We start from the raw sequence: 22,129 nt of genomic DNA, 5'->3' as shown, positions 1-22,129 counted from the left end.
AATAAAAATGTCTAATCCTGCTTATTTGTGGTTAACGGATGAAAATGGTTCTCCTGTTATCGGAAGTTGTAATGTTCACGGGCGTGTGGGTTCTATTGAAGTGAAGTCACTTTCACACCACCTGACAGTTCCGACGGATAGAAATACTGGAAAATTGACAGGTACGCGTATTCATACACCGATATTATTTCAAAAGGAATTTGATCGCACGACGCCAATACTTTACCGTACGATTAGTCAGGGAATTACGCTTAAATCTGCTGAGTTTAAGATGTATCACATATTAGACGCGGGTGTAGAAGCAGAGTATTTCAACATTCGCATGGAAAATGTGAAGATCACCGGAATTACTCCTAGCCTTCATCCCGGTTCGGGAACAGGAACGCATCTGGAAAATATTGAAATGCGCTATGAGTCAATTCAATGGAAATATATCGATGGGAACATAATATTTAAAGACAGTTGGAATGAACGCACCGTAGCATAAATCTAATAAGATAAGCCGTCCTGCGGACGGTTTTTCCTAACGTTTAACCGGCATGAACCTCATTTTCTGCCATCTGTCTGTCATCCCCGCTTAACTTTCCCGTAACCTTATTGTCATTTTTCCGTGTCATTTTACCTCCCGACTCTACCCGGCTTACTTCAGGCTGCACTTGCAGCACACCAGCAGAATTCAGGAGACAGGCATGTTCATCAACCTCAAAAAAACGGTCATTGGCACCGCGCTGACGCTGGCTTTCAGCGCCAATGCTTTCGCTGTGACAGAAATCCCTTTCTGGCACTCTATGGACGGCGAGTTAGGCAAAGAAGTGAACTCGCTGGCGGACCGTTTTAACCAGACGCACCCTGATGTCAAAATCATGCCTGTCTACAAAGGCAAATACGATGAAAGCCTGGCGGCCGGTATTGCCGCGTACCGCACCGGTAATGCGCCGGCGATTTTGCAGGTTTACGAAGTGGGCACCGCGACCATGATGGCCAGCAAAGCCATCAAACCGGTTTACGAAGTGTTCAGCGATGCGGGCATTAAAGAAGACGTTTCCCAGTTCGTGCCGACCGTTTCCGGTTATTACTCCGATTCCAAAGGCCGTCTGCTGTCTCAGCCTTTCAACAGCTCCACGCCGGTGCTGTATTACAACAAAGATGCCTTTAAGAAAGCCGGTCTGAACCCGGATCAGCCGCCGAAAACCTGGCAGGATATGGCTGCGTACACCGAGAAATTGCGTGAAGCGGGCATGAAATGTGGTTACGCCAGCGGCTGGCAGGGTTGGATCCAGATCGAGAACTTCAGTGCCTGGCACGGTCTGCCAATCGCCACCAAAAACAACGGCTTCGATGGCACCGATGCGGTTCTGGAATTCAACAAACCAGAGCAAATCAAACACATCCAGATGCTTGAAGATATGAACAAGAAAGGTGATTTCACCTATTTTGGTCGTAAAGACGAATCCACCGCCAAGTTCTATAACGGCGATTGCGCGATGACTACCGCGTCTTCCGGTTCACTGGCTGACATCCGTCAGTATTCTAAATTCAACTACGGCGTAGGCATGATGCCTTACGACGCAGATATCAAAGGCGCACCACAAAACGCCATCATCGGCGGTGCAAGCCTGTGGGTGATGAACGGCAAAGACAAAGACACCTACAAAGGCGTTGCCGAATTCCTGCAATTCCTGACCACGCCGGAAATCGCAGCCGAATGGCATCAGAAAACCGGTTATCTGCCGGTGACGACTGCCGCGTATGAGCTGACCAGGAAAGAAGGCTTCTACGAGAAGAACCCGGGTTCTGACGTCGCCACCCGCCAGATGCTGAACAAGCCACCGTTGCCGTTCACCAAAGGTCTGCGTCTGGGCAACATGCCTCAGATCCGTACCATCCTGGATGAAGAGCTGGAAAGCGTGTGGAGCGGCAAGAAAACGGCGAAAGAAGCGTTAGACACTGCAGTACAGCGCGGGAACTTACTGTTACGTCGCTTCGAAGCTTCTACTAAGTAATCCAGTTTTGCTCCCTCCCCTGCGAAGGGGAGGGCTGGGGTGGGGTATTAAAGACAACTCAGTCGCTTGCCAAACCCCCTCCCAACCTCCCCCTTCGCAGGGGGAGGAGCCAAAAGCCAAATTCAAAACCAACCTGGTTTGCTCCCTTTCGGGGAGTCTTTTATATTAACGAGTAAACCATCATGAGTTCACACCGTCCCGGTTTTGGTTGCAGCTGGTTGCCCTACGCGCTGGTTTTGCCGCAGCTGTTAATCACCGCGATATTCTTCCTGTGGCCTGCCGGTCAGGCGCTGTGGTATTCGGTGCAGACGCTGGATCCGTTCGGCTTATCCAGTACCTTTGCCGGTCTGACTAACTTCGTGCAGCTTTTTCAGGACTCGTACTATCTCGATTCTTTCTACACCACGCTGAAATTCAGTTTTATGGTGGCGTTTATCGGGCTGGCCGTTTCGCTGTTTTTCGCGGCGCTGGTCGATCACGTTGTGCGCGGCAGCCGGATTTATCAGACGCTGATGATCCTGCCATACGCCGTTGCGCCTGCGGTGGCCGCCGTCTTGTGGATGTTCTTGTTCAGCCCCGGTCTGGGCCTGATTACTCATTTCCTCGGCTCGATAGGCTACAACTGGAACCACGCGCAAAACAGCGGTCAGGCGATGTTCCTGGTGGTACTGGCATCGGTCTGGAAGCAAGTCAGTTACAACTTCCTGTTCTTCCTGGCAGCGTTGCAGTCGATTCCTAAATCGCTGGTGGAAGCAGCGGCTATCGATGGCGCAGGCCCGGTTCGCCGTTTCTTCAATCTGGTATTGCCGCTGATTTCGCCGGTCAGTTTCTTCCTGCTGGTGGTCAATCTGGTGTACGCCTTCTTCGATACTTTCCCGGTGATTGATGCTGCGACGGCCGGTGGCCCGATGCAGGCGACCACCACCCTGATTTACAAAGTATATCGCGAAGGTTTCTCCGGTCTGGACTTGTCCAGTTCTGCCGCCCAGTCCGTGATTCTGATGCTGCTGGTTTGCGGCCTGACGTTCATTCAGTTCCGCTTTGTCGAGCGTAAGGTGCGTTATCAATGATTGAAAACCGCAGAGGGCTGGATATCTTCAGCCACATCATGCTGCTGCTCGGCGTGCTGGTGATCCTCTTTCCGCTGTACGTCGCGTTTGTGGCAGCGTCGCTGGACAACAAACAGATTTTTGACGTGCCGATGACGCTGATCCCGGGCACGCACTTGTGGGAAAACATTACCACGATCTGGACGCAGGGGGCGGGTAACAGCAGTCCGGCATTCGGACGGATGCTGATCAACAGTTTCATCATGGCGATGGTCATCACCGTCGGTAAAATTTCGGTGTCGATGCTCTCGGCTTACGCCATTGTCTACTTCCGCTTTCCGCTGCGTAACCTGTTCTTCTGGCTGATTTTCATGACGCTGATGCTGCCGGTGGAAGTGCGTATTTTCCCGACCGTCCAGGTGATCGCCAATCTGCATATGCTCGACAGTTACACCGGCCTGACGTTGCCGCTGATGGCCTCGGCGACCGCCACCTTCCTGTTCCGCCAGTTCTTTATGACCTTACCGGATGAGCTGCTGGAGGCGGCGCGTATCGACGGCGCGGGCGCGATGCGCTTCTTCTGGGACATTGTGCTGCCGCTGTCGAAAACCAATCTTGCGGCACTGTTCGTCATTACCTTCATCTATGGCTGGAACCAATATTTGTGGCCGATCCTGATCACCAGCGATGTCTCGATGGGCACGGCGGTGGCGGGGATTAAAAGCATGATTTCCTCCGGCGACGGCTCGACCCAATGGAATCAGGTGATGGCGGCCATGATCCTGACCTTATTGCCACCGCTGGCGGTGGTGCTCCTGATGCAGCGCTGGTTTGTGCGCGGTCTGGTAGACAGTGAGAAGTAAACTGAAATGGCAAATTTGAAATTACAGGCAGTGACCAAATCCTACGACGGCAAAAACCAGATTATCCAGAGTATTGATCTGGATGTCGCCGACGGCGAATTCATCGTGATGGTCGGGCCGTCGGGCTGCGGAAAATCCACCCTGCTGCGTATGGTGGCCGGGCTGGAGCGCACTACCTCCGGTGATATCTATATCAACGACCAGCGCGTCACCGAACTGGAACCGAAAGATCGCGGTATTGCGATGGTGTTCCAGAACTATGCGCTGTATCCGCATATGAGCGTGTTCGACAACATGGCATATGGCCTGAAAATTCGCGGCTTCGGTAAAGCGCAGATCCTCGCCCGCGTCGAGGAAGCGGCCCGTATTCTTGAACTCGGCCCGTTGCTGAAACGCAAACCGCGTGAGCTTTCCGGCGGGCAGCGTCAGCGTGTAGCGATGGGACGCGCTATCGTGCGTGAACCGGCGGTATTCCTGTTTGATGAACCGCTGTCTAATCTCGACGCTAAACTGCGTGTGCAGATGCGCCTTGAACTGCAACAGCTTCACCGCCGTTTGCGTACCACCAGTTTGTACGTCACGCACGATCAGGTCGAAGCCATGACGCTGGCGGAACGCGTGATCGTGATGAACAAAGGCATTGCCGAACAAATCGGTACGCCGTCTGAAGTTTACCGCCGTCCGGCAAGTCTGTTTGTCGCCAGCTTTATCGGTTCTCCGGCCATGAATTTGTTGCCGGGCCAGCTGACCACTGACGGTACATCGCTGGTAATGGAAGACGGATTCGAACTGCCGCTGCCGGTTCCTCGCCCGGAATGGGGAGGACGCGAACTGACAGTGGGCATCCGTCCTGAACATATTCATCTGACTGATGATTCGCAGAAGGGGATCCCGATGGTGCTGAATACGCTGGAACTGCTGGGCGCGGATAATCTGGCGCACGGCAAACTGGCGGACAGCGGTGTCGTGGTGCGTTTGTCGCATGAAGTGTTCCCGACAGCAGGCTCGTTGTTGCGCTTGGATTTCCCGGCGAAAGCGTTACACTTTTTCGATACTCACAGCGGATTACGGATGGAATAAACATGAAAGCCTGGCCATATCCTCGCATTGTGGCACATCGTGGTGGCGGCGCACTGGCACCGGAAAATACACTGGCAGCCATCGACACGGGCGCCAGATACGGTCACACCATGATCGAATTTGACGCCAAACTGGCGCAAGGCGGGGAAATCTTCCTGTTGCATGACGATACCCTGAACCGCACCAGCAACGGCTGGGGCGTGGCCGGTGAATTGCCGTGGGAAAAACTCGAAAAGCTCGATGCCGGTAACTGGTACAGCGCCGTTTTTAAAGGCGAGAAATTACCGCTGCTGGCGCAGGTAGCCGAACGCTGTGCGCGCCATCACATGATGGTGAATATTGAGATCAAACCCACCACCGGAACCGATGAGAAAACCGGCACCGACGTCGCGCTGGCCGCCCGGGAGTTGTGGAAAGATCAGGCCGTTCCGCCGTTGCTTTCCTCGTTTGAATTCGACGCGCTGGTTGCCGCCAAAAAAGCCGCACCGGAATTACCGCGTGGCTTGCTGATCGATGAATGGCACGAAAACTGGAAAGCGCTGACTGACGAACTGGAATGCGTTTCCCTGCATCTTAATCACAAATTGCTCAACGAAGAACGCGTTAAAGCCATCAAAGACGCCGGGCTGCATATTCTGGTGTACACGGTGAATAATCCGGCGCGTGCCCGCGAATTGCTGGGCTGGGGCGTGGACTGTATTTGTACCGATAAGATTGATGTGATCGGGCCGGATTTTATCTGACAGGAATAAGGCGCGGATCCCGCGCCTTAATTATTTTACCGCTGAGAATACTCAGTGTTTGAGCAGGCGCGGGAGTTGGTTATCCAGTTCCAGCAGGCAGGAATCCATATATTTCTCTGTGGTTTTGGTGACCAGCGCATAGTTATTTGCCTGCCAGTCAGCAAGCGGGGCGGTCACGACAGTTGGCGTACATTCTGCAATAACCCATGCGGAGAACATATTCGCATCTTCAGGCTTTTTATAGAATTTAATGGTGTAACGCAACTCGTAGTCCGAGTTGGCGCTGGAGAGGTCTTTATAAACCAGTAACCACTGTGCAGCCACAATATTCAGATTGTTTTTATACTGATAGCCGTTGCTATTTTTTTGCAGCCAGTTTGTGATGAGCGGCCTGGCCCGGGGTGTCAGATAGTTTTTCGTCGGTTCAGGCAGGGTTTTGATTTCAGACCCTTTCAGGTTTTCCTTACTGAAGGTATTCACGGCGATACCGCCAGCAAGCACAGAAGTCAGGACATTAAGTCCAACGCCCGCAGCGGTGTAAGAGGGCGTGACTTCACGCAAATACACATCAGGCGAGCGGTTATTATTCATATCTGCCGAGGCAAAGCCTGAGTACAGGCCAATAGTGCTGCCATTGGCGGCAGAGATCTTTTCAGATTGGGTCGTCGCACAGGCGGATAATAATAAACTGGCAGCAACTACGGTAATCCCTGTTGAAACTTTCATGCAATAATTTCCCTTTTAATTTTATAAAACACTATTAATGCGTCTTCAGGTGCGGATCCTGTTTTATTAGCCGCGCTGATTCAGGGGCAGAAAGACTTTATTCTTATCGGTCGGGAATAATAAAAGCATTAATAATAAATGCAAGGGGAGGGATATTTTTATTGTTTCTGGTGGTGATATTACCGGAGGTAAATAGTCAGTACAGCATTACGGCGATGAGGAATTTAAGAGGCACTGAGTGCCTCCCGGAATATTAAGGTGTCTGATTCAGCTTCTGCCCCAGCGTTTGATTATTCTGCTGGATCTGCAATCGTTGCTGATTGCTCTGGATTTGCGACTTCAGCTTGAGCTGCTGTTGTTGCTGGCTGGTGCGTAAATCCTGCTCCTGCTGACGTTTCTGCATTTGCTGATTGTTTTGCTGTTGTTGTTGCATGCGCTGTTGCGACGGATTGGTCAGCAACGGATCGTTAGGGTTCGGCACCTTTTCGACTGCACTGGCGGTCTGAACGGCAAACAGCAGCGGCAGCGCGGCGAGCATTCCATATAAACATTTCATCAGTTCATCCTCCGTTTCCAGTCATACGTTAAGTGTATGCCATCATGCCCCCGGACGGGGTATTTGAGCGCACGTTTCCCTCAAAGCGTGGTATTGCTCTCGTTTGCTCTATAATTGAACAGATGTAAACCACCTTCGCACTTCGTGGTTTTCCCCATTCCGTTACAATCGTGCATCTTTCACACTTATCACTGACAACAGGGCTCAATTGCCGTGCCTTTACTCATAATCACCACTATTTTGTGGGCTTTTTCCTTCAGCCTGATTGGCGTGTATCTGGCCGGACAGGTCGACAGCGTATTTTCTGTGTTAGTCCGTTTAGGGCTGGCGGCGCTGGTTTTCCTGCCGTTCCTGCGCTGGAAAGGCCATCAGCTTACGACCATTCTGTTGTATATGGCGGTGGGGGCAATGCAGCTCGGGATCATGTATCTCATCAGCTTCGAGGCGTACCTGTATCTGTCTGTGCCGGAATTCCTGCTGTTTACGGTCATGACGCCGCTGTACGTCACGCTGATTTATGACCTGATCAGTGGCCGCAAAATCCGCATCGGTTATGCGCTCAGTGCGTTACTGGCGGTGGCGGGTGCAGCGATTATCCGTTACGACCACATCAGCGAACATTTCATTATTGGCTTATTACTGGTGCAGGCGGCGAATATCTGTTTTGCCATCGGACAGGTGGGCTATAAACGCCTGATGGAAACCCGGCCGATGCCACAGCACACGGCGTTTTCCTGGTTCTATATCGGCGCGTTGCTTTGCGCGGTGGTGGCGTGGTTCCTGTGGGGCAATCCGCAAAAACTGCCGACCACTGACCTGCAATGGGGCATTCTGGTGTGGCTGGGGATCGGCGCTTCAGGGCTGGGATATTTCATGTGGAACTACGGTGCGACGCAGGTCGATGCGGGAACGCTGGGGATTATGAACAACTTTCACGTCCCGGCCGGGCTGCTGGTTAACCTGGCCATCTGGCAACAGCAGCCGCACTGGCCGAGCTTTATTATCGGTGCCGCTGTGATTATGTCCTCACTGTGGGTACACCGGCGTTGGGTCGTGCCGCGTCGCGCACAAACGGCAGATGATCGCACGCGTGCTGCCGCGCCGAACGAATAAAGGCTTCCGTCACCGGCTGGCGCTGTTCGCCGTCACGTACGGCGGCGTACAGGCGGCTCCATAAGCCATCGCCCAGGGTTTTGGTCACCACCAGACCCTGGCGCTCAAAACTCTCTACTACCCAGTGCGGTAACGCTGCAATTCCCATTCTCGCCGACACCATCTGAATTAATAACAACGTGTTATCGACACTTTTCAGTGACGGGCTGACGCCTGCCGGTTGCAGGAAATGACGCCAGATATCCAGACGCTGGCGTTGCACCGGATAAATCATCAGCGTTTCAGTGCTGAGATCTTCCGGCGTGATCACCGTTTTGGTCGCCAGCGGATGATCCGGTGCCAGCACCAGACGCACTTCAAAATCGAACATCGGGGAATAGTGCAAACCGCTGCGCGGCAGGATGTCAGAGGTTAATACGATGTCCAGCTCGCCCTGTTGCAGGGCGGGCTGCGGGTCGAACGTCACGCCGGATTTGAAATCCATTAACACCTGCGGCCAGTTCTGATGGAAGTTATCCAGTGCAGGCGTCAGCCACTGAATACAACTGTGGCATTCAATCGCGATACGCAGTGAAGTCTGGTGCGGCTCATTGCATGCCTGCAATGCCTGTTGAATTTGCGGCAGCACCTGTTCTGCCAGATTCAGCATGATTTCGCCCTGCGGGGTAAAACGCAGAGGCTGGCTTTTTCGCACGAACAACCTGAAACCGAGGCGTTGCTCAAGGTCACTGAACTGGTGCGACAGGGCCGATTGGGTCTGATGAAGCTGCGAGGCGGCTGCGGCCAGTGACCCGGTGTTGCGCAGTGCTTGCAACGTTCGCAGGTGTTTCAGTTCGATCATGAGAGTCCTTCACTGTGTCATGAATAATTTGCGCTTGTGGAATATACACTACCTGCGGATTATGGATGTGTAAACATCTGGATGGCTAAACAGGAATTTAAAAGATGACGATACTGAATCACACTCTGGGTTTTCCACGCGTTGGTCTGCGTCGTGAACTTAAAAAAGCACAAGAAAGCTACTGGGCAGGCAATTCCACTCAGGAAGAACTGCTGGCAACCGGACGTGAACTGCGCGCCCGTCACTGGAAGCAACAAGCTGAAGCAGGCGTGGATTTGGTGCCGGTGGGCGATTTCGCCTGGTACGATCACGTACTGACCACCAGCCTGTTGCTGGGCAACGTACCGGCCCGTCATCAGAATGCCGATGGCTCTGTTGATCTCGATACTTTATTCCGCCTTGGCCGTGGCCGTGCGCCGACCGGTAAACCGGCTGCCGCGGCGGAAATGACCAAATGGTTTAACACCAACTATCACTACATGGTGCCGGAGTTCGTGAAAGGTCAGAAATTCAAACTGGCCTGGACACAACTGCTGGAAGAAGTGGACGAAGCGCTGGCGCTCGGCCACAAAGTGAAACCGGTGCTGCTTGGGCCGCTGACTTATCTCTGGCTCGGCAAAGTGAAGGGCGAACAGTTTGACCGTCTTTCCCTGCTCAACGATATTCTGCCTGTTTATCAGCAGGTTCTGGCTGAACTGGCAAAACGCGACATCGAATGGGTGCAGATTGACGAACCGGCTCTGGTTCTGGAACTGCCGCAGGAATGGCTGGATGCGTACAAACCGGCTTACACCGCGCTGGAAAAGAGCAAAACTAAACTGCTGCTGACCACTTATTTCGACAGCGTCGGGCACAACCTCGACACCCTTCGCCAGTTACCGGTTCAGGGTCTGCATATTGATGCCGTCGCTGGTCGTGACGATCTGCAAACCGTCATCAACGCGCTGCCAAAAGACTGGCTGATTTCTCTGGGGGTCATCAATGGCCGTAACGTCTGGCGCGCGGATCTCAGTACCTGGTTTGACCGTCTGAAGCCACTGGTTGAAGACCGTAAAATCTGGATCGGCAGCTCCTGTTCACTGCTGCACAGCCCGATCGACTTAAGCGTCGAAAGCCGTCTGGATGAAGAAGTGAAAAGCTGGTTCGCCTTCGCCCTGCAAAAATGTGCCGAACTGGCGTTGCTGACCGCTGCCCTGAACAATCCCACCGCCGAAGCGCAGCAAAAACTGGCGGAATACAGCGCGCCAATCCGCGCCCGTCGTGAATCCACCCGAGTAAACAATGCGGCCGTCGGTAAACGTGTTGCCGCGATTACTGCTGCGGATATTGAGCGTCAGCATGTTTACACCGAACGCGCCAAAGCGCAGCGTGCCCGTTTCAACCTGCCGGCATGGCCGACCACAACCATCGGTTCATTCCCGCAAACCACTGAAATCCGCGGCCTGCGTCTGGACTTTAAACAAGGCCGTCTGGATAACACTAAATACCGTACCGGTATCAGTGAGCATATTAAGCAAGCCATCAAAGAACAGGAACGTCTGGGTATCGACGTGCTGGTTCACGGCGAAGCTGAACGTAATGACATGGTGGAATACTTCGGTGAACATCTGGACGGTTTTGTGTTCACGCAAAACGGCTGGGTACAGAGCTACGGTTCACGTTGTGTGAAACCTCCGGTCATTATCGGCGACGTCAGCCGCCCGCAAGCGATCACCGTAGAGTGGGCGAAGTACGCGCAGTCTCTGACCGAAAAACCGGTGAAAGGCATGCTGACCGGCCCGCTTACGATCCTGTGCTGGTCGTTCCCGCGTGAAGATGTCAGCCGCGAAACAATCGCCAAACAAATCGCGCTGGCACTGCGTGATGAAGTCGAAGATCTGGAAAAAGCCGGTATCGGCATCATCCAGATTGACGAACCGGCACTGCGGGAAGGCCTGCCATTGCGCCAGTCTGAATGGAATGCGTACCTGCGCTGGGCGGTGGATGCGTTCAAACTGAATGCCGCAATTGCCCGTGACGACACGCAGATCCATACCCATATGTGTTACTGCGAGTTCAACGACATCATGGATTCCATTGCCGCACTGGATGCTGACGTGATCACTATCGAAACCTCACGTTCCGATATGGACTTGCTGGAATCGTTTAAAGACTTCGAATACCCGAACGAAATCGGGCCGGGCGTTTACGACATTCACCCGCCAAATGTGCCCAGTGTGGAATGGATTGAAGACCTGCTGCGTAAAGCTGCAGATCGTATTCCGGCAGAACGCCTGTGGGTCAACCCGGACTGCGGCCTGAAAACCCGTGGCTGGCCGGAAACCCGCGAGTCGCTGGAAAACATGGTGAAAGCCGCCAGGCGTCTGCGTGCTGAGAAAGCCTGAGTGAACGCTCTCTAGATTTACGTTGTGTTGTTGCTGAAACGTTTGGGGCACTCCGGTGCCCCCTTTTTATTTGAGTTTTTTGCGTCCCCGTGCCATTGCCGCATCAGTCCGCCCTCTGAAAGTGACACATGCCCGTGACGCTTTACAGGTGGAACCCTTCCGCCTGAAGGCTGCACCGGATGTGCAACGCCTGGCGGGGCGGAATTTCCATCTTCTTCCGCAAATTTTGGTCTTGTTTTTCTTTCTCCGGCGCAGATTCGCTATCATGGTGTGATTCTGCTGAAAGGTAGCCTGACCATGACCCATCTGCTTTTTCCCCTTTTAACGCCAGTACTTGAACATCCGCACGGTATCCGCCAGGTGTATTTTGCCGGTGCTCAGCATTCCGTGCCTGAACTGTCCTATCAGGTCGATTTCCCCCGGCTGGAACTGATTCTGGAAGGGGAGCAGATGATGAAATGCGAGGACGAACAGGGGAACAATCAGGATGTCCGCATGCTGGCGGGCGATGTGTTGTTCGTTCCCGCTAAAGGCTGGAACAGCCCGCAATGGCAGGAACCGGTACGCACGCTGACTCTGTTATTTGGCAAGCAGCAACTGGGCTTTAGTCTGCTGAACTGGGATGGCGCGCAGTTTACGTCCGGCGAAAAAGGCAATGTGGGCAGGCGCGGGCCGCGCGTGGGGGCGTTTATGTTGCAGGCATTAAACGAACTGGCCTGGCACCGCAGCGATCAGACTACGGCGCAGTTTCTGGTGAAAGGGTTGTTGAGCCACGCGCTGGACTTGTTCAGTTCCTTTGTGAAAACTGCCTCGCGCAGTCAGGCGCTTTTTGAGGCCGTTCGCCAGTATATCGAAGAACATTACCGCGAGCCGCTGACCCGCGATTCTGTCGCTAAGGCTTTCTATATTTCGCCAAATTACCTGTCGCATTTATTCCAGAAAAGCGGCGGTATCGGGCTGAACGAATACCTGAATTATGTCCGCCTTGAACAGGCGAAGAACTTGTTGAAAGGCTACGACATGAAAGTGAGGGAAGTGGCGCACGCCTGTGGCTTTGTCGACAGTAACTATTTTTGCCGCCAGTTCAGGAAAAGCACTGAGCGTTCTCCGTCAGAATACCGGCGGCAATACCGTAGCCAGTTGGAAAATAGGACGTCGTAATCGTCAGGGCAGAACGATTTTCGTTCCCTGAGGCGAGGTGGCGAGTTTCTTTACGGCAGCCATCACTTTCTCCGGCGTGCGTAAAAAGGTGTGGATGCCGGTTTGGACGCAACGGCTGTGCGCAAATCGCTCACCGTTTTCCAGTTGAATTTCAGTGACTAAAAGCACAACATCGGCCTGAGCAATGTCGGTTTCTGACAGTGCATTTTCGAGGCCCAGCGCACCCTGAGTTTCAACTTTTACCGGCCATTTTTCGTGCTGACACAGTTTTTCCAGCTTTTCTGCCGCCATATAAGTATGCGCCACACCGCTGATACAGGCGGTTACTGCGACCAGTTTGAGCGACATAGTGTTTCCCCTGATTAAGAAAATTTATCCACCGAGCGTCACGGTATAACCGTATTTTTCGGCCATCGCATAAAACGGCGCAATAGCTGCGGCATCCGGTGCCGTCGTCTTATACATTGAATACGCTTTATCCAGTAACGGATACTTCGCTTCGCCGTATTTGTGAAAGGGCAGCAGATGGATTTCAGTTAAATTGAAGGGCTGCAGGAAATCCAGAATTTGTTGCATATTTTCAAGTGTTAACGTGAAACCGGGGATCAACGGCAGGCGGGGCAGCAGCTTAACGCCGCGTCGTGCCAGCGCCGTGAAATTCTGCAACACACGCGGCTGATCCATATTGAGCACTGCTCGTGCCTGAGCGGGATCCATTATCTTGAAGTCATACAATACCTGATCGCAGTGATCGGCGAGCGCCAACAGGTGGCCCAGCGGTGCATCGCCCGCCGTTTCGATCGCTGTCGGAATGCCTAAGGCCTGCAATTCCCTGAGCAACTCACCGGCAAATGTGTATTGCATCAGCACTTCGCCGCCGGAAAGCGTGACACCACCGCCCGACGAGCGGAAAAAAATCTCATCCTTGAGCAGGCGCGTCATTAAGTCCGGCAGCGTAATATCTTCGCCGACATACTCCATTGCACCACTCGGACATTCGTTCGGATCCTGCAAACAGGTGCGGCAGTTCAGGCATTTTGCCTGCCTTTTGATGACCTGAATGCGTGGTGACATCGATTCAGGGTTGGCGCACCACGGACAGCGGTGGGGGCAACCTTTGAAGAAAACCAGGGTACGGATACCCTGGCCATCGTTGAGTGAAAAACGCTGAATGTTGAAGATGCGCCCGCGTCTTTCCGTTGCTTCCATAACAGGGATCCGCAGGTCAGAGCTGGTGCGCGGTGCGGCCGATAATGTCATCCTGGATCTCCTTTGACAGCTCAACAAAGAACGCGCTGTATCCCGCCACCCTGACGACCAGCCCCGCAAAATCCTGTGGACGTTTTTGCGCTTCGCGAAGCTGCTCAGCATTCACCACGTTGAACTGCACATGCTGCAACTTCAGACGGGTGAACGCGCCGAGGAAATCGGCCAGTTTATTCAGCCCCTGCTGGCCTTCAAGCGTTGATGGCGTGAACTTCACATTCAGCAGCGTACCGTTGGAGAGCAGTGTATTGTCGAGTTTACTGACGGATTTCAATACCGCCGTTGGTCCCTGATGATCCTGGCCCAACATTGGCGAAAGTCCGCCATCTGCCAGTTGTTCACCGGCAAAACGGCCATCCGGCGTTGCACCGACTACCGCACCTAAAGGTACGTGTGCGGAAACGGTATAAGAACCCGGCGTAAACTGACCACCGCGTGGATTACGATACTGCTCGACTTCCTTACAGTAAAAACGCAGCAAATCTGCACTGATCAAATCGACTTCATCAATGTCGTTGCCATACTTCTCAAAGCGGTTGATCAGGCGGGCGCGAATGGCGCGGCCTTCCTCGCTGGCAAAATTCTCTTTCAGCGAAGCCAGTAATTCATCAAAGGTCAGGCGTTGCTGATCAAACACCATGCCTTTCAGCGCATACAGGGAATCGCTGAGGTTGGCGATGCCGATACCCTGAACACCGGAAAAATTATAACGTGCGCCGCCAGCGGTAATGTCTTTGCCGCTGTCCAGACAACCTGTAATAAAGGAGGACAGCAGCGGAACCGGTGCCCAGTCGCGGTGGCCGATATCACAGATATTGCTGCCCTGCGCCATCAGCCTGACGTAATGGCTGATTTTCCGGCGGATCTGTTCCACCAGCTCAGGATAAGTAATCGCGGTGTTTCCTTCATTTTCATGCAGCGTCAGTTCCATGACTTTCAACAGGTTAAACATGGCAATATCATGCAGCCCGTAGGTTTTGCCAGGGATGGATAATTCCACGCAGCCTACTACCGCATAATCCCGCGCATCCTCAAGGCGCACGCCACGATTGAGAAATGCCGGAACCACCACTTCATCATTAAAGATTTGTGGAATGCCGGTGCCGAGGCGGATTGTTTCGGCGGTTTTCAGCAGGAACGGGCGGTCGATCAGTTCATTGACTCTCACGCCAAGGTTAGGCTGTGGCAGACAAATACTCTGATAGGCATCCAGGCACAGGAACGACAACACATTGACGGCGCTGCGTCCGGTGTCGGTCAGACCGCCGAGTAAAATGGTGTAACCCGTCGGGAATCCGGCGAAGTAACGTGCGCTGGACGACGAACGCAGCAGCACGATGTCGTTGCATTTCACCCACAGGCTTTCCAGCAGTTCTTTAAGAAACGCCGGGGATTCGCCGTGGGACAGCGAGTGCTGATAGAACGGCAGCATGTACTGATCGAAGCGCCCGAGGGACAGCGAACTGGCATTGGATTCGTATTGCAAAATGATATTCATATACCAGAACAGCTGGCAGGCCTGATAGAAATCCTGTGGCTTATGGCCGGAAATATATCGCGAAATGCGGGCAATACGCGCCAGTTCTTGTTTTCTTGAGTTGTCCTGACAGGCTTCTGCTAACTCTTCTGCCAGCGCGGCGTAGCGCAAAATATGCCGCTGTGCTGCCTGCAGTGTAATCAGCGCTGCCTGATAAAAGGCATTATCCGGCGCGCCGGCAACGTGTTGCTGAAGTTCTGAAACTAAGTTATCCAGGCCCGAATTCAGCAGACGGGGATAATCGATAATGATGTGCCCCTGACCTTTGTCAGTCTGGTTGATACTAAAAATCTGCGTCTGAGTGGCCGCTTTCACTTCTTCCGGCATCTGGCTGTTAATGAAATCCTTCATCGAATGCGATTCCCAGTAAGGGAAAAGCTGCCTGCGGTAAATCTGTTTATCCTGCTCAGAAATGTTGAAACGGTCCTGCGGACGGGTGGGAAACGTGTCCAGCTCTTTCAGCAGCCAGCAGGGGTCCATTTCAGGGGAGATGATCCCCGCACGTGGTTTGACCGTACGGTTACCGACAATCAGCTCGTCTTCACGCAAGGCAATCTCAATGTTATCCAGAATGTATGCCGTGGCTTTCGCGCGGCGCAAAAGCGTGGGTTCGCCTTCTGTGCTGCGGTGACTTTCGGTATACAGCAGGGCACGTTCCAGCGAGATTTCACGCGGGCTGGCGAAAAGTGCGGCTTTAAGACGTTCTGTGCGGGAAGTCATCTCGTTCTCCTTGGGATCAATCCGTGACAGCAGCTTTGGCGAGATGCGCTGCGATTTTTTCCATGATGGCATCTGCGCGTTTTACGGCATCGCTGATGGCCACGCGCACCGTCACTTTGCCTTTGAAACGCTCTTCCTGTTTGATACCGATGTCTTTGGTCAGGATCACGATGTCGGCGGCCGCCACATCTTCCGGCGTCAGTTCGTTTTCCAGACCGATTGAACCCTGCGTTTCAACTTTGCATTCCCAGCCTTTAGCTTTTGCCGCACGTTCAATCGCTTCAGCCGCCATATAAGTATGAGCAACACCGGACGGGCACGCGGTGACAGCAATAATGTGAGTCATGATGTTTTCCTTTGGGTTCAGTTAATTTCGAAGTCCAGATCAAGGTCAGATTCCTGACGCGTTTTTGCCGACTGCTTTTTGGCGGCCAGATATTTCAGCGTGTTGACGCACAGTGCAGTGACAACCATGCCGACCAGCAGCGCGCCGATATACCCCAGTTTTCCCTGCACGACCGGCAGTACAATCAGCCCGCCCCAGCCGGCATAGCATTGCGCGCCAACCAGGGCGGCAGTCACCGCCGCACAAGCAGAACCGAACATGATGGAAGGAATGACACGCAACGGATCAGCGGCGGCAAAAGGTATGGCGCCTTCGGTGATACCGACACAGCCCATCAGCATGGCGGCTTTGCCCGCTTCGCGCTCTTCGGTGGAATAGTATTTACGGCCAATCAGCGTGGCAAAGCCCAGCCCCAGCGGCGGTGTCGCGATAGCCACGGCGGCAATCGCCACCACGGTATACACGCCCTGTGCCACGCAAATCAGCATGAAAGCGTAGGCCACTTTATTAACAGGTCCGCCCATGTCGAAGGCCAGCATCAGCCCCATGATGATGGCGAGCACAATAATGCTGCCCTGCTGCATGCCTTGTAGCCAGTGAGTCAGGGAGGTGGTCAACAAACCAACCGGTTCGCCCAGTCCCCACATCATGACGCCCGCAGTCAGCAGGGTGCCGATAATCGGGATCACGAAGATCGGCATCACCGAGCGCAGGATCTTCGGTACGCGGATCTTCTTAAGATAGAAAACGATAATGCCGCCCAGCAAACCGGCGATGATCGCGCCAAAAAATCCTGCGCCGAATGAGGCGCCGACCCAGGCACCGATCGCCGAAGGGGCGAGCGCGGAACGGTCAGAGATGGAATAACCGATATAAGCCGCCAGAAAAGGCACCATCAGGGTTAAACCGGCGACGCCGATATCAAATAACTTTTTCAGGTTCGGATCGGTTGCCGCGTCCGGTACGGCACCTTTGCCATACAGCATCACCGAGACCGCCAGCAAAATGCCGCCCGCGACCACAAAGGGGATCATATGAGACACGCCAGTCATCAGATGCTGGCGGGTATTTTTTAGAATATTGAGTAAGTCTTTCATGATGAACTCCACGAAAACCGGTGTCGGGCTGAAAATCGCAAATATCAGGGGTTTCATTTCAAAAACCGCAGATACAGAAAGGCTATCGACCTCAACAATAGGCTGCTGGCTGTGGCGCTCATAGTGGACAAATTTGTGTTTTACTGGACTTTTGTAATGTCCTCACAAAAATGCGAGCCGGTTCAAATAACCCGAGACAATACGCGGTTTAGTGACGGTAGTGGCGCGTGAGCTGGCTCGCAAAAAACGATACACATTACATTTATCCAGTGTTTGTCATTTTTGTCTGGTAGCTATCGGATCCGCCTGACTCTTATGCTGCAAGGAGTCGGTGCATTACACCGGAATTTGGGATGAGGATTCAGAAATGGCCAAGAAGTTGAGCTTCACCTGCATGTTGGTAAATGGTGTTCACGCCCGCCCGGCCAGCCATATTGAAACGCTGTGCAACAGTTTCGGGTCTGTATTTAAGTGGCACAATGGGCGTACTGACCGCATTGCAGATGGTAAAAGTGTCCTTTCACTGATTGGTGCCGATATTCTGTTTAACGATGAATGTCACGTGACCATCGAAGGGAATGACGAAGATGCTGCGCATGCTGCGCTGGCACATTTCATTAAACATCAGCTGCCTCATTGCGATGAAGCCCTGCCTGAGCATGATGAAAACGCTGAATTTGAGCCGCTTCCTGAATCCCTGATGCATCTTTCTCCGCTGGTTTTCCGCGCCCGTTCAGTCAGTGAAGGTTGTGCGCTGGGGAAACTGGTTAGCCTGTCGAATGTGAATCTGGCGACACTCAGGGATCTACCGGAATCTCAGGGTAAAGATAAAGAACAAAGTCTGCTTTCCACCGGACTGGCACAGCTTGAAAAATCACTCGAATTACAGCTGATGGCGGACAACGGGACGATCACGGCAGTGCTGGAAGCGCACCGTTCTTTGCTGCGTGATAACAGCCTGCGGGAAGCCTTGCTGAGCCGCGTGGCGCAAGGCCGGAGCTGTGCGCAAAGCATTGTCGACACCGCCGCGCATTTCAGCTTGCAGCTTGCACAATCGTCCAGCGCCTATTTGCGTGAACGCGAGCTGGATATTCGTGATGTCAGCTTCCAGCTTTTACAGCAAATCTATGGCGAGGAGCGTTTTCCTTCCCAGCAGGCACTGAGCGAAGCCAGTATTTGTCTGGCAGATGAACTGACGCCAAGTCAATTTCTCGAACTGGATAAAACACATCTGAAGGGGCTGTTGCTCGGCAGCGGAGGCAGTACGTCGCATACTGTGATCCTTGCCCGATCGTTCAATATTCCTGCACTCGTTGGCGTTGATCCACAGCCACTTCAGGCTTATTTGCAGCAGAATGTGCAGATCGACGGCGATCTCGGGCTGATTGTCTGTGCGCTCAGCGAACCGGTGCGCCGTTATTATCGTCAGGAACAGGCGGTGCATCAGGCGCTGCGTGAACAGCAAAGTGAATATCTCAATAAACCGGGGTATACCGCTGACGGTGTGCGCCTTGAAGTGGCGGCCAATATTGCCCACTCGGTCGAAGCCAGCGCGGCGTTTGGCAATGGGGCAGAAGCTGTCGGACTGTTCCGTACAGAAATGCTGTATATGGATCGCGCCAGCGCTCCTTCCGAAGATGAGTTGTACAACATTTATTGTCAGGCTACGGATGCGGCCAACGGCAAAACCATCATTGTCCGCACCATGGATATCGGTGGCGATAAACCAGTTCATTATCTGAACATTCCTGCCGAAAACAACCCGTTCCTCGGTTATCGCGCCGTGCGTATTTATCAGGAATACCTGCCGTTATTCCATACGCAGTTGCGCGCGATCCTGCGCGCCTCGGCGCACGGATCGCTGAAAATCATGATCCCGATGATCTCCTCTATGGAAGAGATCTTATGGGTGAAAGATCAACTGGCTGAAGTCAGGCAGTCGTTGCGCAGTGAGCAAGTGCCGTTTGATGAAAAAATTCAGCTTGGGATCATGCTGGAAGTGCCGTCGGTGATGTTCATCATCGATCAGTGTTGCGAAGAGATTGATTTCTTTAGCATCGGCAGTAATGACCTGACGCAGTATCTGCTGGCGGTCGACCGTGATAACGCGAAAGTGACACGCCATTACAACAGCCTGAATCCGGCCTTCCTGCGCGGCCTCGACCACGTTGTGCGCGAAGTGCATCGCCACGGTAAATGGATTGGTTTATGCGGTGAACTTGGCGCGAAAGGCTCGGTATTGCCGCTGCTGGTCGGGCTGGGGCTTGATGAAATCAGCATGAGTGCACCGTCGGTTCCTGTGACCAAAGCACGGCTGGCCAAACTCGACAGCCGCGAATGTCGCCTGCTGCTGAACCGCGCCATGCAGTGTCGCACGTCGCTGGAAGTCGAACACCTGCTGGCGCAGTTCAGGATGGCGGTCAACGATGCCCCGTTGATTACGGCGGAATGTGTGGCGCTTAATGCTGACTGGCGCAGTAAAGAAGAAGTGATTAAAGGCATGGTGGATAACCTGATGCTGGCAGGGCGTTGCCGTTATCCGCGCAAACTCGCCGCCGATGTCTGGGCGCGCGAAGCCGTATTTTCCACCGGCCTCGGGTTTGGCTTTGCGATACCGCACACCAAATCAGAACACATTGAGCAATCGACTATCAGCGTCGCGAAACTCCCGCAACCGGTGCGGTGGGGCGATGAAGAAGCGCAGTTTGTCATCATGCTGACTCTCAATAAACACGCTGCAGGCGATCAGCATATGCGGATTTTCTCAAAGCTGGCGCGACGGATTATGCATGACAGTTTCCGTGATGTGCTGATGCATTCCACCACCGCAGCACAGATTGAAGCGCTGCTTAAACAAGAACTGGAACTCTGACAGGAGAGAATATGGAACTTTATCTGGATACGGCTGATATCAGTGCAGTAAAACGTTTATCGCGGATTTTACCGTTACAGGGTGTGACCACCAATCCGAGCATTGTGGCTAAATCGCAGACTTCCGTGTGGGAGGTTTTGCCCGGGCTTCGTGATGCATTAGGTGGTGAAGGGAAACTGTTTGCACAAGTGCTGGCGAATCAGACCGAACAGATAGTGGAAGAAGCTGAACTGCTGCATTCCCGCGTGCCGGGGCTGGTGGTCAAAGTGCCGGTCACCGCCGCCGGTCTGGCAGCGATTAAGATCTTACGTACCCGCAAAATTCCAACGCTGGGAACCGCGGTGTATGGTGCCGGGCAGGGACTCCTGTCGGCGCTGGCCGGAGCAGAATATGTCGCGCCGTATGTTAACCGGCTGGATGCCCAGGGGGGAGATGGCATTGCGATGGTGACGGAGTTGCAGCAATTGCTGTCCCTGCATGCGCCGCATGCCAAAGTGCTGGCCGCCAGTTTTAAAACGCCGCGTCAGGTTCTGGCCTGTCTGCTGGCAGGTTGTCAGTCTGTCACTATCCCGGTGGACGTAGCGGAGCAATTTATCAGTGCGCCTGCGGTACAGGCGGCTGTCGATAAATTTGAACAAGACTGGCAGGGTGCCTTTGGGCAGTTGTCGCTGTAATGGGTTAACTTCCCGTAAAAAGCCCGGCAGGAAAAACCTGTCGGGCTTTTGTCATTCTGGTCGGTGTCCTTTTACTGCACACCATACTTTTTATTACTTAACCCCATACTGCGCAAAGAAATCCAGCATCCGTTGCCAGCCGTCGGCGGCGGCTTCAGCGTGGTAACTCGGGCGATAATCGGCGTTAAACGCGTGGCCCGCTTCCGGATATACCACGATTTCCGCCGTAGCATTGGCTGCGCGAATGGCCTGACGCATGGTTTCAATGGTATCCAGAGGAATGCTGGAATCTTCTGCGCCGTATAAACCCAGAACCGGTGCATCCAGCGCGGCGGCGCGGTCAACCGGATTTGACGGGCTGGTCAGCGTTTTATCGCCGACCAGTTTGCCGTACCACGCCACGCCCGCTTTCAGCTGCGGATTGTGCGCCGCGTACAGCCAGGTAATGCGCCCGCCCCAGCAGAAACCTGTGATGCCTAATTTAGAAATGTCCCCGCCATGTTGTGATGCCCAGTGTGCAGTGTGATCGAGATCTGCAAGCACCTGCTGATCCGGCACTTTACTGACCAGTTTAGCAAAAAGCTCACTGATTTCAGTGTAGTCACGCGGGTCGCCCTGACGGAAGTACAACTCCGGCGCGATGGCCATATAACCCTGTTTCGCCAGACGGCGGCAGATATCCTGAATGTGTTCGTGTACACCAAAAATTTCCTGCACCACCAGCACGATCGGCAATTTACCGGTGAACTGTTCCGGACGGGCGAGGTAGGCGGGCATATCTTCGCCCTGCGAGGGTATGGTGGTCTGGCCTGCGTGCAGCCCGTCAGTATCGGTATGGATAGTGGTGCTGGCGACGGGAGTGACGGCAGGGGCAAAGCTGGTCGGAGCCTGTTTCAGGGTAAGCAATTCTTCTTTTTTCATTGGGGTCTCCAGGCAAGTGTCCATACGAAAATCTGTGGCTATGGATTAAAACTATAGCCGGAAAGCATGAACAGCAAGGCGCAAGAGATGTTCTATAGTTAAAAGTTAATCAGGAAAGTCATCATGGAAGATTTACAGAACGTCTACAGAACACCCGAAACCTTTGTCGAGGAGCTA

At 53.4% G+C, this 22,129-nt stretch carries 20 protein-coding genes; 11 read left to right on the top strand and 9 right to left on the bottom strand.

The window, feature by feature from the left end; genetic code table 11:
* The first annotated feature begins 7 nt into the window (after nt 1-7).
* The 6 genes from LC431_RS24490 to ugpQ all read left to right on the top strand — a co-directional run bounded on the left by LC431_RS24490 (nt 8) and on the right by ugpQ (nt 5,738).
* Entirely contained in the window at nt 8-487 is a 480-nt protein-coding gene (locus LC431_RS24490; RefSeq protein WP_223510408.1) for a type VI secretion system tube protein TssD, read from the top strand.
* Between the two features lie 202 nt (nt 488-689).
* On the top strand, nt 690-2,003 hold the full coding sequence (gene ugpB / locus LC431_RS24485; protein ID WP_013577459.1) for a sn-glycerol-3-phosphate ABC transporter substrate-binding protein UgpB: 1,314 nt from the start codon (nt 690-692) through the stop codon (nt 2,001-2,003).
* A gap of 182 nt (nt 2,004-2,185) precedes the next feature.
* The gene (gene ugpA, locus LC431_RS24480; protein WP_013577458.1) at nt 2,186-3,073 is read left to right on the top strand and encodes a sn-glycerol-3-phosphate ABC transporter permease UgpA; all 888 of its coding nucleotides are present in this window, start codon (nt 2,186-2,188) and stop codon (nt 3,071-3,073) included.
* A complete protein-coding gene (gene ugpE, locus LC431_RS24475; RefSeq protein WP_013577457.1) occupies nt 3,070-3,915 on the top strand; it encodes a sn-glycerol-3-phosphate ABC transporter permease UgpE in 846 nt (281 codons plus the stop codon). The genes ugpA and ugpE overlap by 4 nt, the downstream gene beginning before the upstream one ends.
* A gap of 6 nt (nt 3,916-3,921) precedes the next feature.
* A complete protein-coding gene (locus LC431_RS24470) occupies nt 3,922-4,995 on the top strand; it encodes a sn-glycerol-3-phosphate import ATP-binding protein UgpC (RefSeq protein ID WP_047607693.1) in 1,074 nt (357 codons plus the stop codon).
* A gap of 2 nt (nt 4,996-4,997) precedes the next feature.
* Nucleotides 4,998-5,738 (top strand): glycerophosphodiester phosphodiesterase, encoded by a 741-nt coding sequence (gene ugpQ / locus LC431_RS24465; RefSeq protein WP_223510407.1) that lies wholly within the window; start codon nt 4,998-5,000, stop codon nt 5,736-5,738.
* Nucleotides 5,739-5,789: 51 nt separating this feature from the next.
* Here the strand turns inward: ugpQ and LC431_RS24460 are convergent, their stop codons facing one another.
* Nucleotides 5,790-6,464, bottom strand: coding sequence for a hypothetical protein (locus tag LC431_RS24460; RefSeq protein WP_223510406.1), 675 nt, complete (start codon nt 6,462-6,464; stop codon nt 5,790-5,792).
* A 253-nt stretch (nt 6,465-6,717) separates the two neighbouring features.
* Nucleotides 6,718-7,020: a DUF2756 domain-containing protein gene (locus LC431_RS24455; RefSeq protein WP_013577453.1), complete on the bottom strand. Its 303-nt coding sequence runs from the start codon at nt 7,018-7,020 to the stop codon at nt 6,718-6,720.
* Between the two features lie 213 nt (nt 7,021-7,233).
* Between LC431_RS24455 and LC431_RS24450 the strand changes: the two genes are divergently transcribed.
* The gene (locus tag LC431_RS24450; RefSeq protein WP_013577452.1) at nt 7,234-8,133 is read left to right on the top strand and encodes a carboxylate/amino acid/amine transporter; all 900 of its coding nucleotides are present in this window, start codon (nt 7,234-7,236) and stop codon (nt 8,131-8,133) included.
* Here the strand turns inward: LC431_RS24450 and metR are convergent.
* Nucleotides 8,039-8,974 (bottom strand): HTH-type transcriptional regulator MetR, encoded by a 936-nt coding sequence (metR, locus tag LC431_RS24445; protein WP_013577451.1) that lies wholly within the window; start codon nt 8,972-8,974, stop codon nt 8,039-8,041. The genes LC431_RS24450 and metR overlap by 95 nt on opposite strands.
* Before the next feature lie 104 nt (nt 8,975-9,078).
* On the opposite strand from metR, the gene metE reads away from it, so the two are divergent.
* Both metE and LC431_RS24435 read left to right on the top strand, forming a co-directional pair.
* A complete protein-coding gene (gene metE / locus LC431_RS24440; RefSeq protein WP_223510405.1) occupies nt 9,079-11,358 on the top strand; it encodes a 5-methyltetrahydropteroyltriglutamate--homocysteine S-methyltransferase in 2,280 nt (759 codons plus the stop codon).
* A 297-nt stretch (nt 11,359-11,655) separates the two neighbouring features.
* On the top strand, nt 11,656-12,519 hold the full coding sequence (locus tag LC431_RS24435) for an AraC family transcriptional regulator (protein WP_013577449.1): 864 nt from the start codon (nt 11,656-11,658) through the stop codon (nt 12,517-12,519).
* 3 nt (nt 12,520-12,522) lie between these two features.
* Here LC431_RS24435 and LC431_RS24430 read toward each other — a convergent pair whose 3' ends face one another.
* From LC431_RS24430 to LC431_RS24410, 5 genes are read right to left on the bottom strand one after another with little or no spacing between them, the layout of a single operon-like run.
* The gene (locus tag LC431_RS24430; protein ID WP_013577448.1) at nt 12,523-12,867 is read right to left on the bottom strand and encodes a PTS fructose-like transporter subunit IIB; all 345 of its coding nucleotides are present in this window, start codon (nt 12,865-12,867) and stop codon (nt 12,523-12,525) included.
* Between the two features lie 24 nt (nt 12,868-12,891).
* A complete protein-coding gene (locus LC431_RS24425; RefSeq protein ID WP_037035395.1) occupies nt 12,892-13,779 on the bottom strand; it encodes a [formate-C-acetyltransferase]-activating enzyme in 888 nt (295 codons plus the stop codon).
* Nucleotides 13,745-16,042 (bottom strand): formate C-acetyltransferase, encoded by a 2,298-nt coding sequence (locus LC431_RS24420; RefSeq protein WP_112197619.1) that lies wholly within the window; start codon nt 16,040-16,042, stop codon nt 13,745-13,747. Before LC431_RS24420 ends, LC431_RS24425 begins: the two co-directional genes overlap by 35 nt.
* A gap of 16 nt (nt 16,043-16,058) precedes the next feature.
* Nucleotides 16,059-16,388, bottom strand: a complete 330-nt coding sequence (locus tag LC431_RS24415; protein ID WP_013577445.1) for a PTS fructose-like transporter subunit IIB — start codon at nt 16,386-16,388, stop codon at nt 16,059-16,061.
* A gap of 17 nt (nt 16,389-16,405) precedes the next feature.
* On the bottom strand, nt 16,406-17,485 hold the full coding sequence (locus LC431_RS24410; RefSeq protein WP_013577444.1) for a PTS fructose transporter subunit EIIC: 1,080 nt from the start codon (nt 17,483-17,485) through the stop codon (nt 16,406-16,408).
* Between the two features lie 367 nt (nt 17,486-17,852).
* On the opposite strand from LC431_RS24410, the gene ptsP reads away from it, so the two are divergent.
* Both ptsP and fsa read left to right on the top strand, forming a co-directional pair.
* Nucleotides 17,853-20,357, top strand: coding sequence for a phosphoenolpyruvate--protein phosphotransferase (gene ptsP, locus LC431_RS24405; protein WP_015690571.1), 2,505 nt, complete (start codon nt 17,853-17,855; stop codon nt 20,355-20,357).
* A gap of 11 nt (nt 20,358-20,368) precedes the next feature.
* Entirely contained in the window at nt 20,369-21,031 is a 663-nt protein-coding gene (fsa, locus tag LC431_RS24400) for a fructose-6-phosphate aldolase (protein WP_013577442.1), read from the top strand.
* Between the two features lie 93 nt (nt 21,032-21,124).
* On the opposite strand, the gene LC431_RS24395 is transcribed toward fsa, so the two are convergent.
* Entirely contained in the window at nt 21,125-21,952 is an 828-nt protein-coding gene (locus LC431_RS24395; protein WP_013577441.1) for a dienelactone hydrolase family protein, read from the bottom strand.
* Nucleotides 21,953-22,129 lie beyond the last annotated feature (177 nt).

It is taken from the genome of Rahnella sp. GSA61A (assembly GCF_019969905.1).
Lineage (GTDB): Bacteria > Pseudomonadota > Gammaproteobacteria > Enterobacterales > Enterobacteriaceae > Rahnella > Rahnella aceris.
This window is presented reverse-complemented; position numbering and strand designations above follow the sequence as displayed.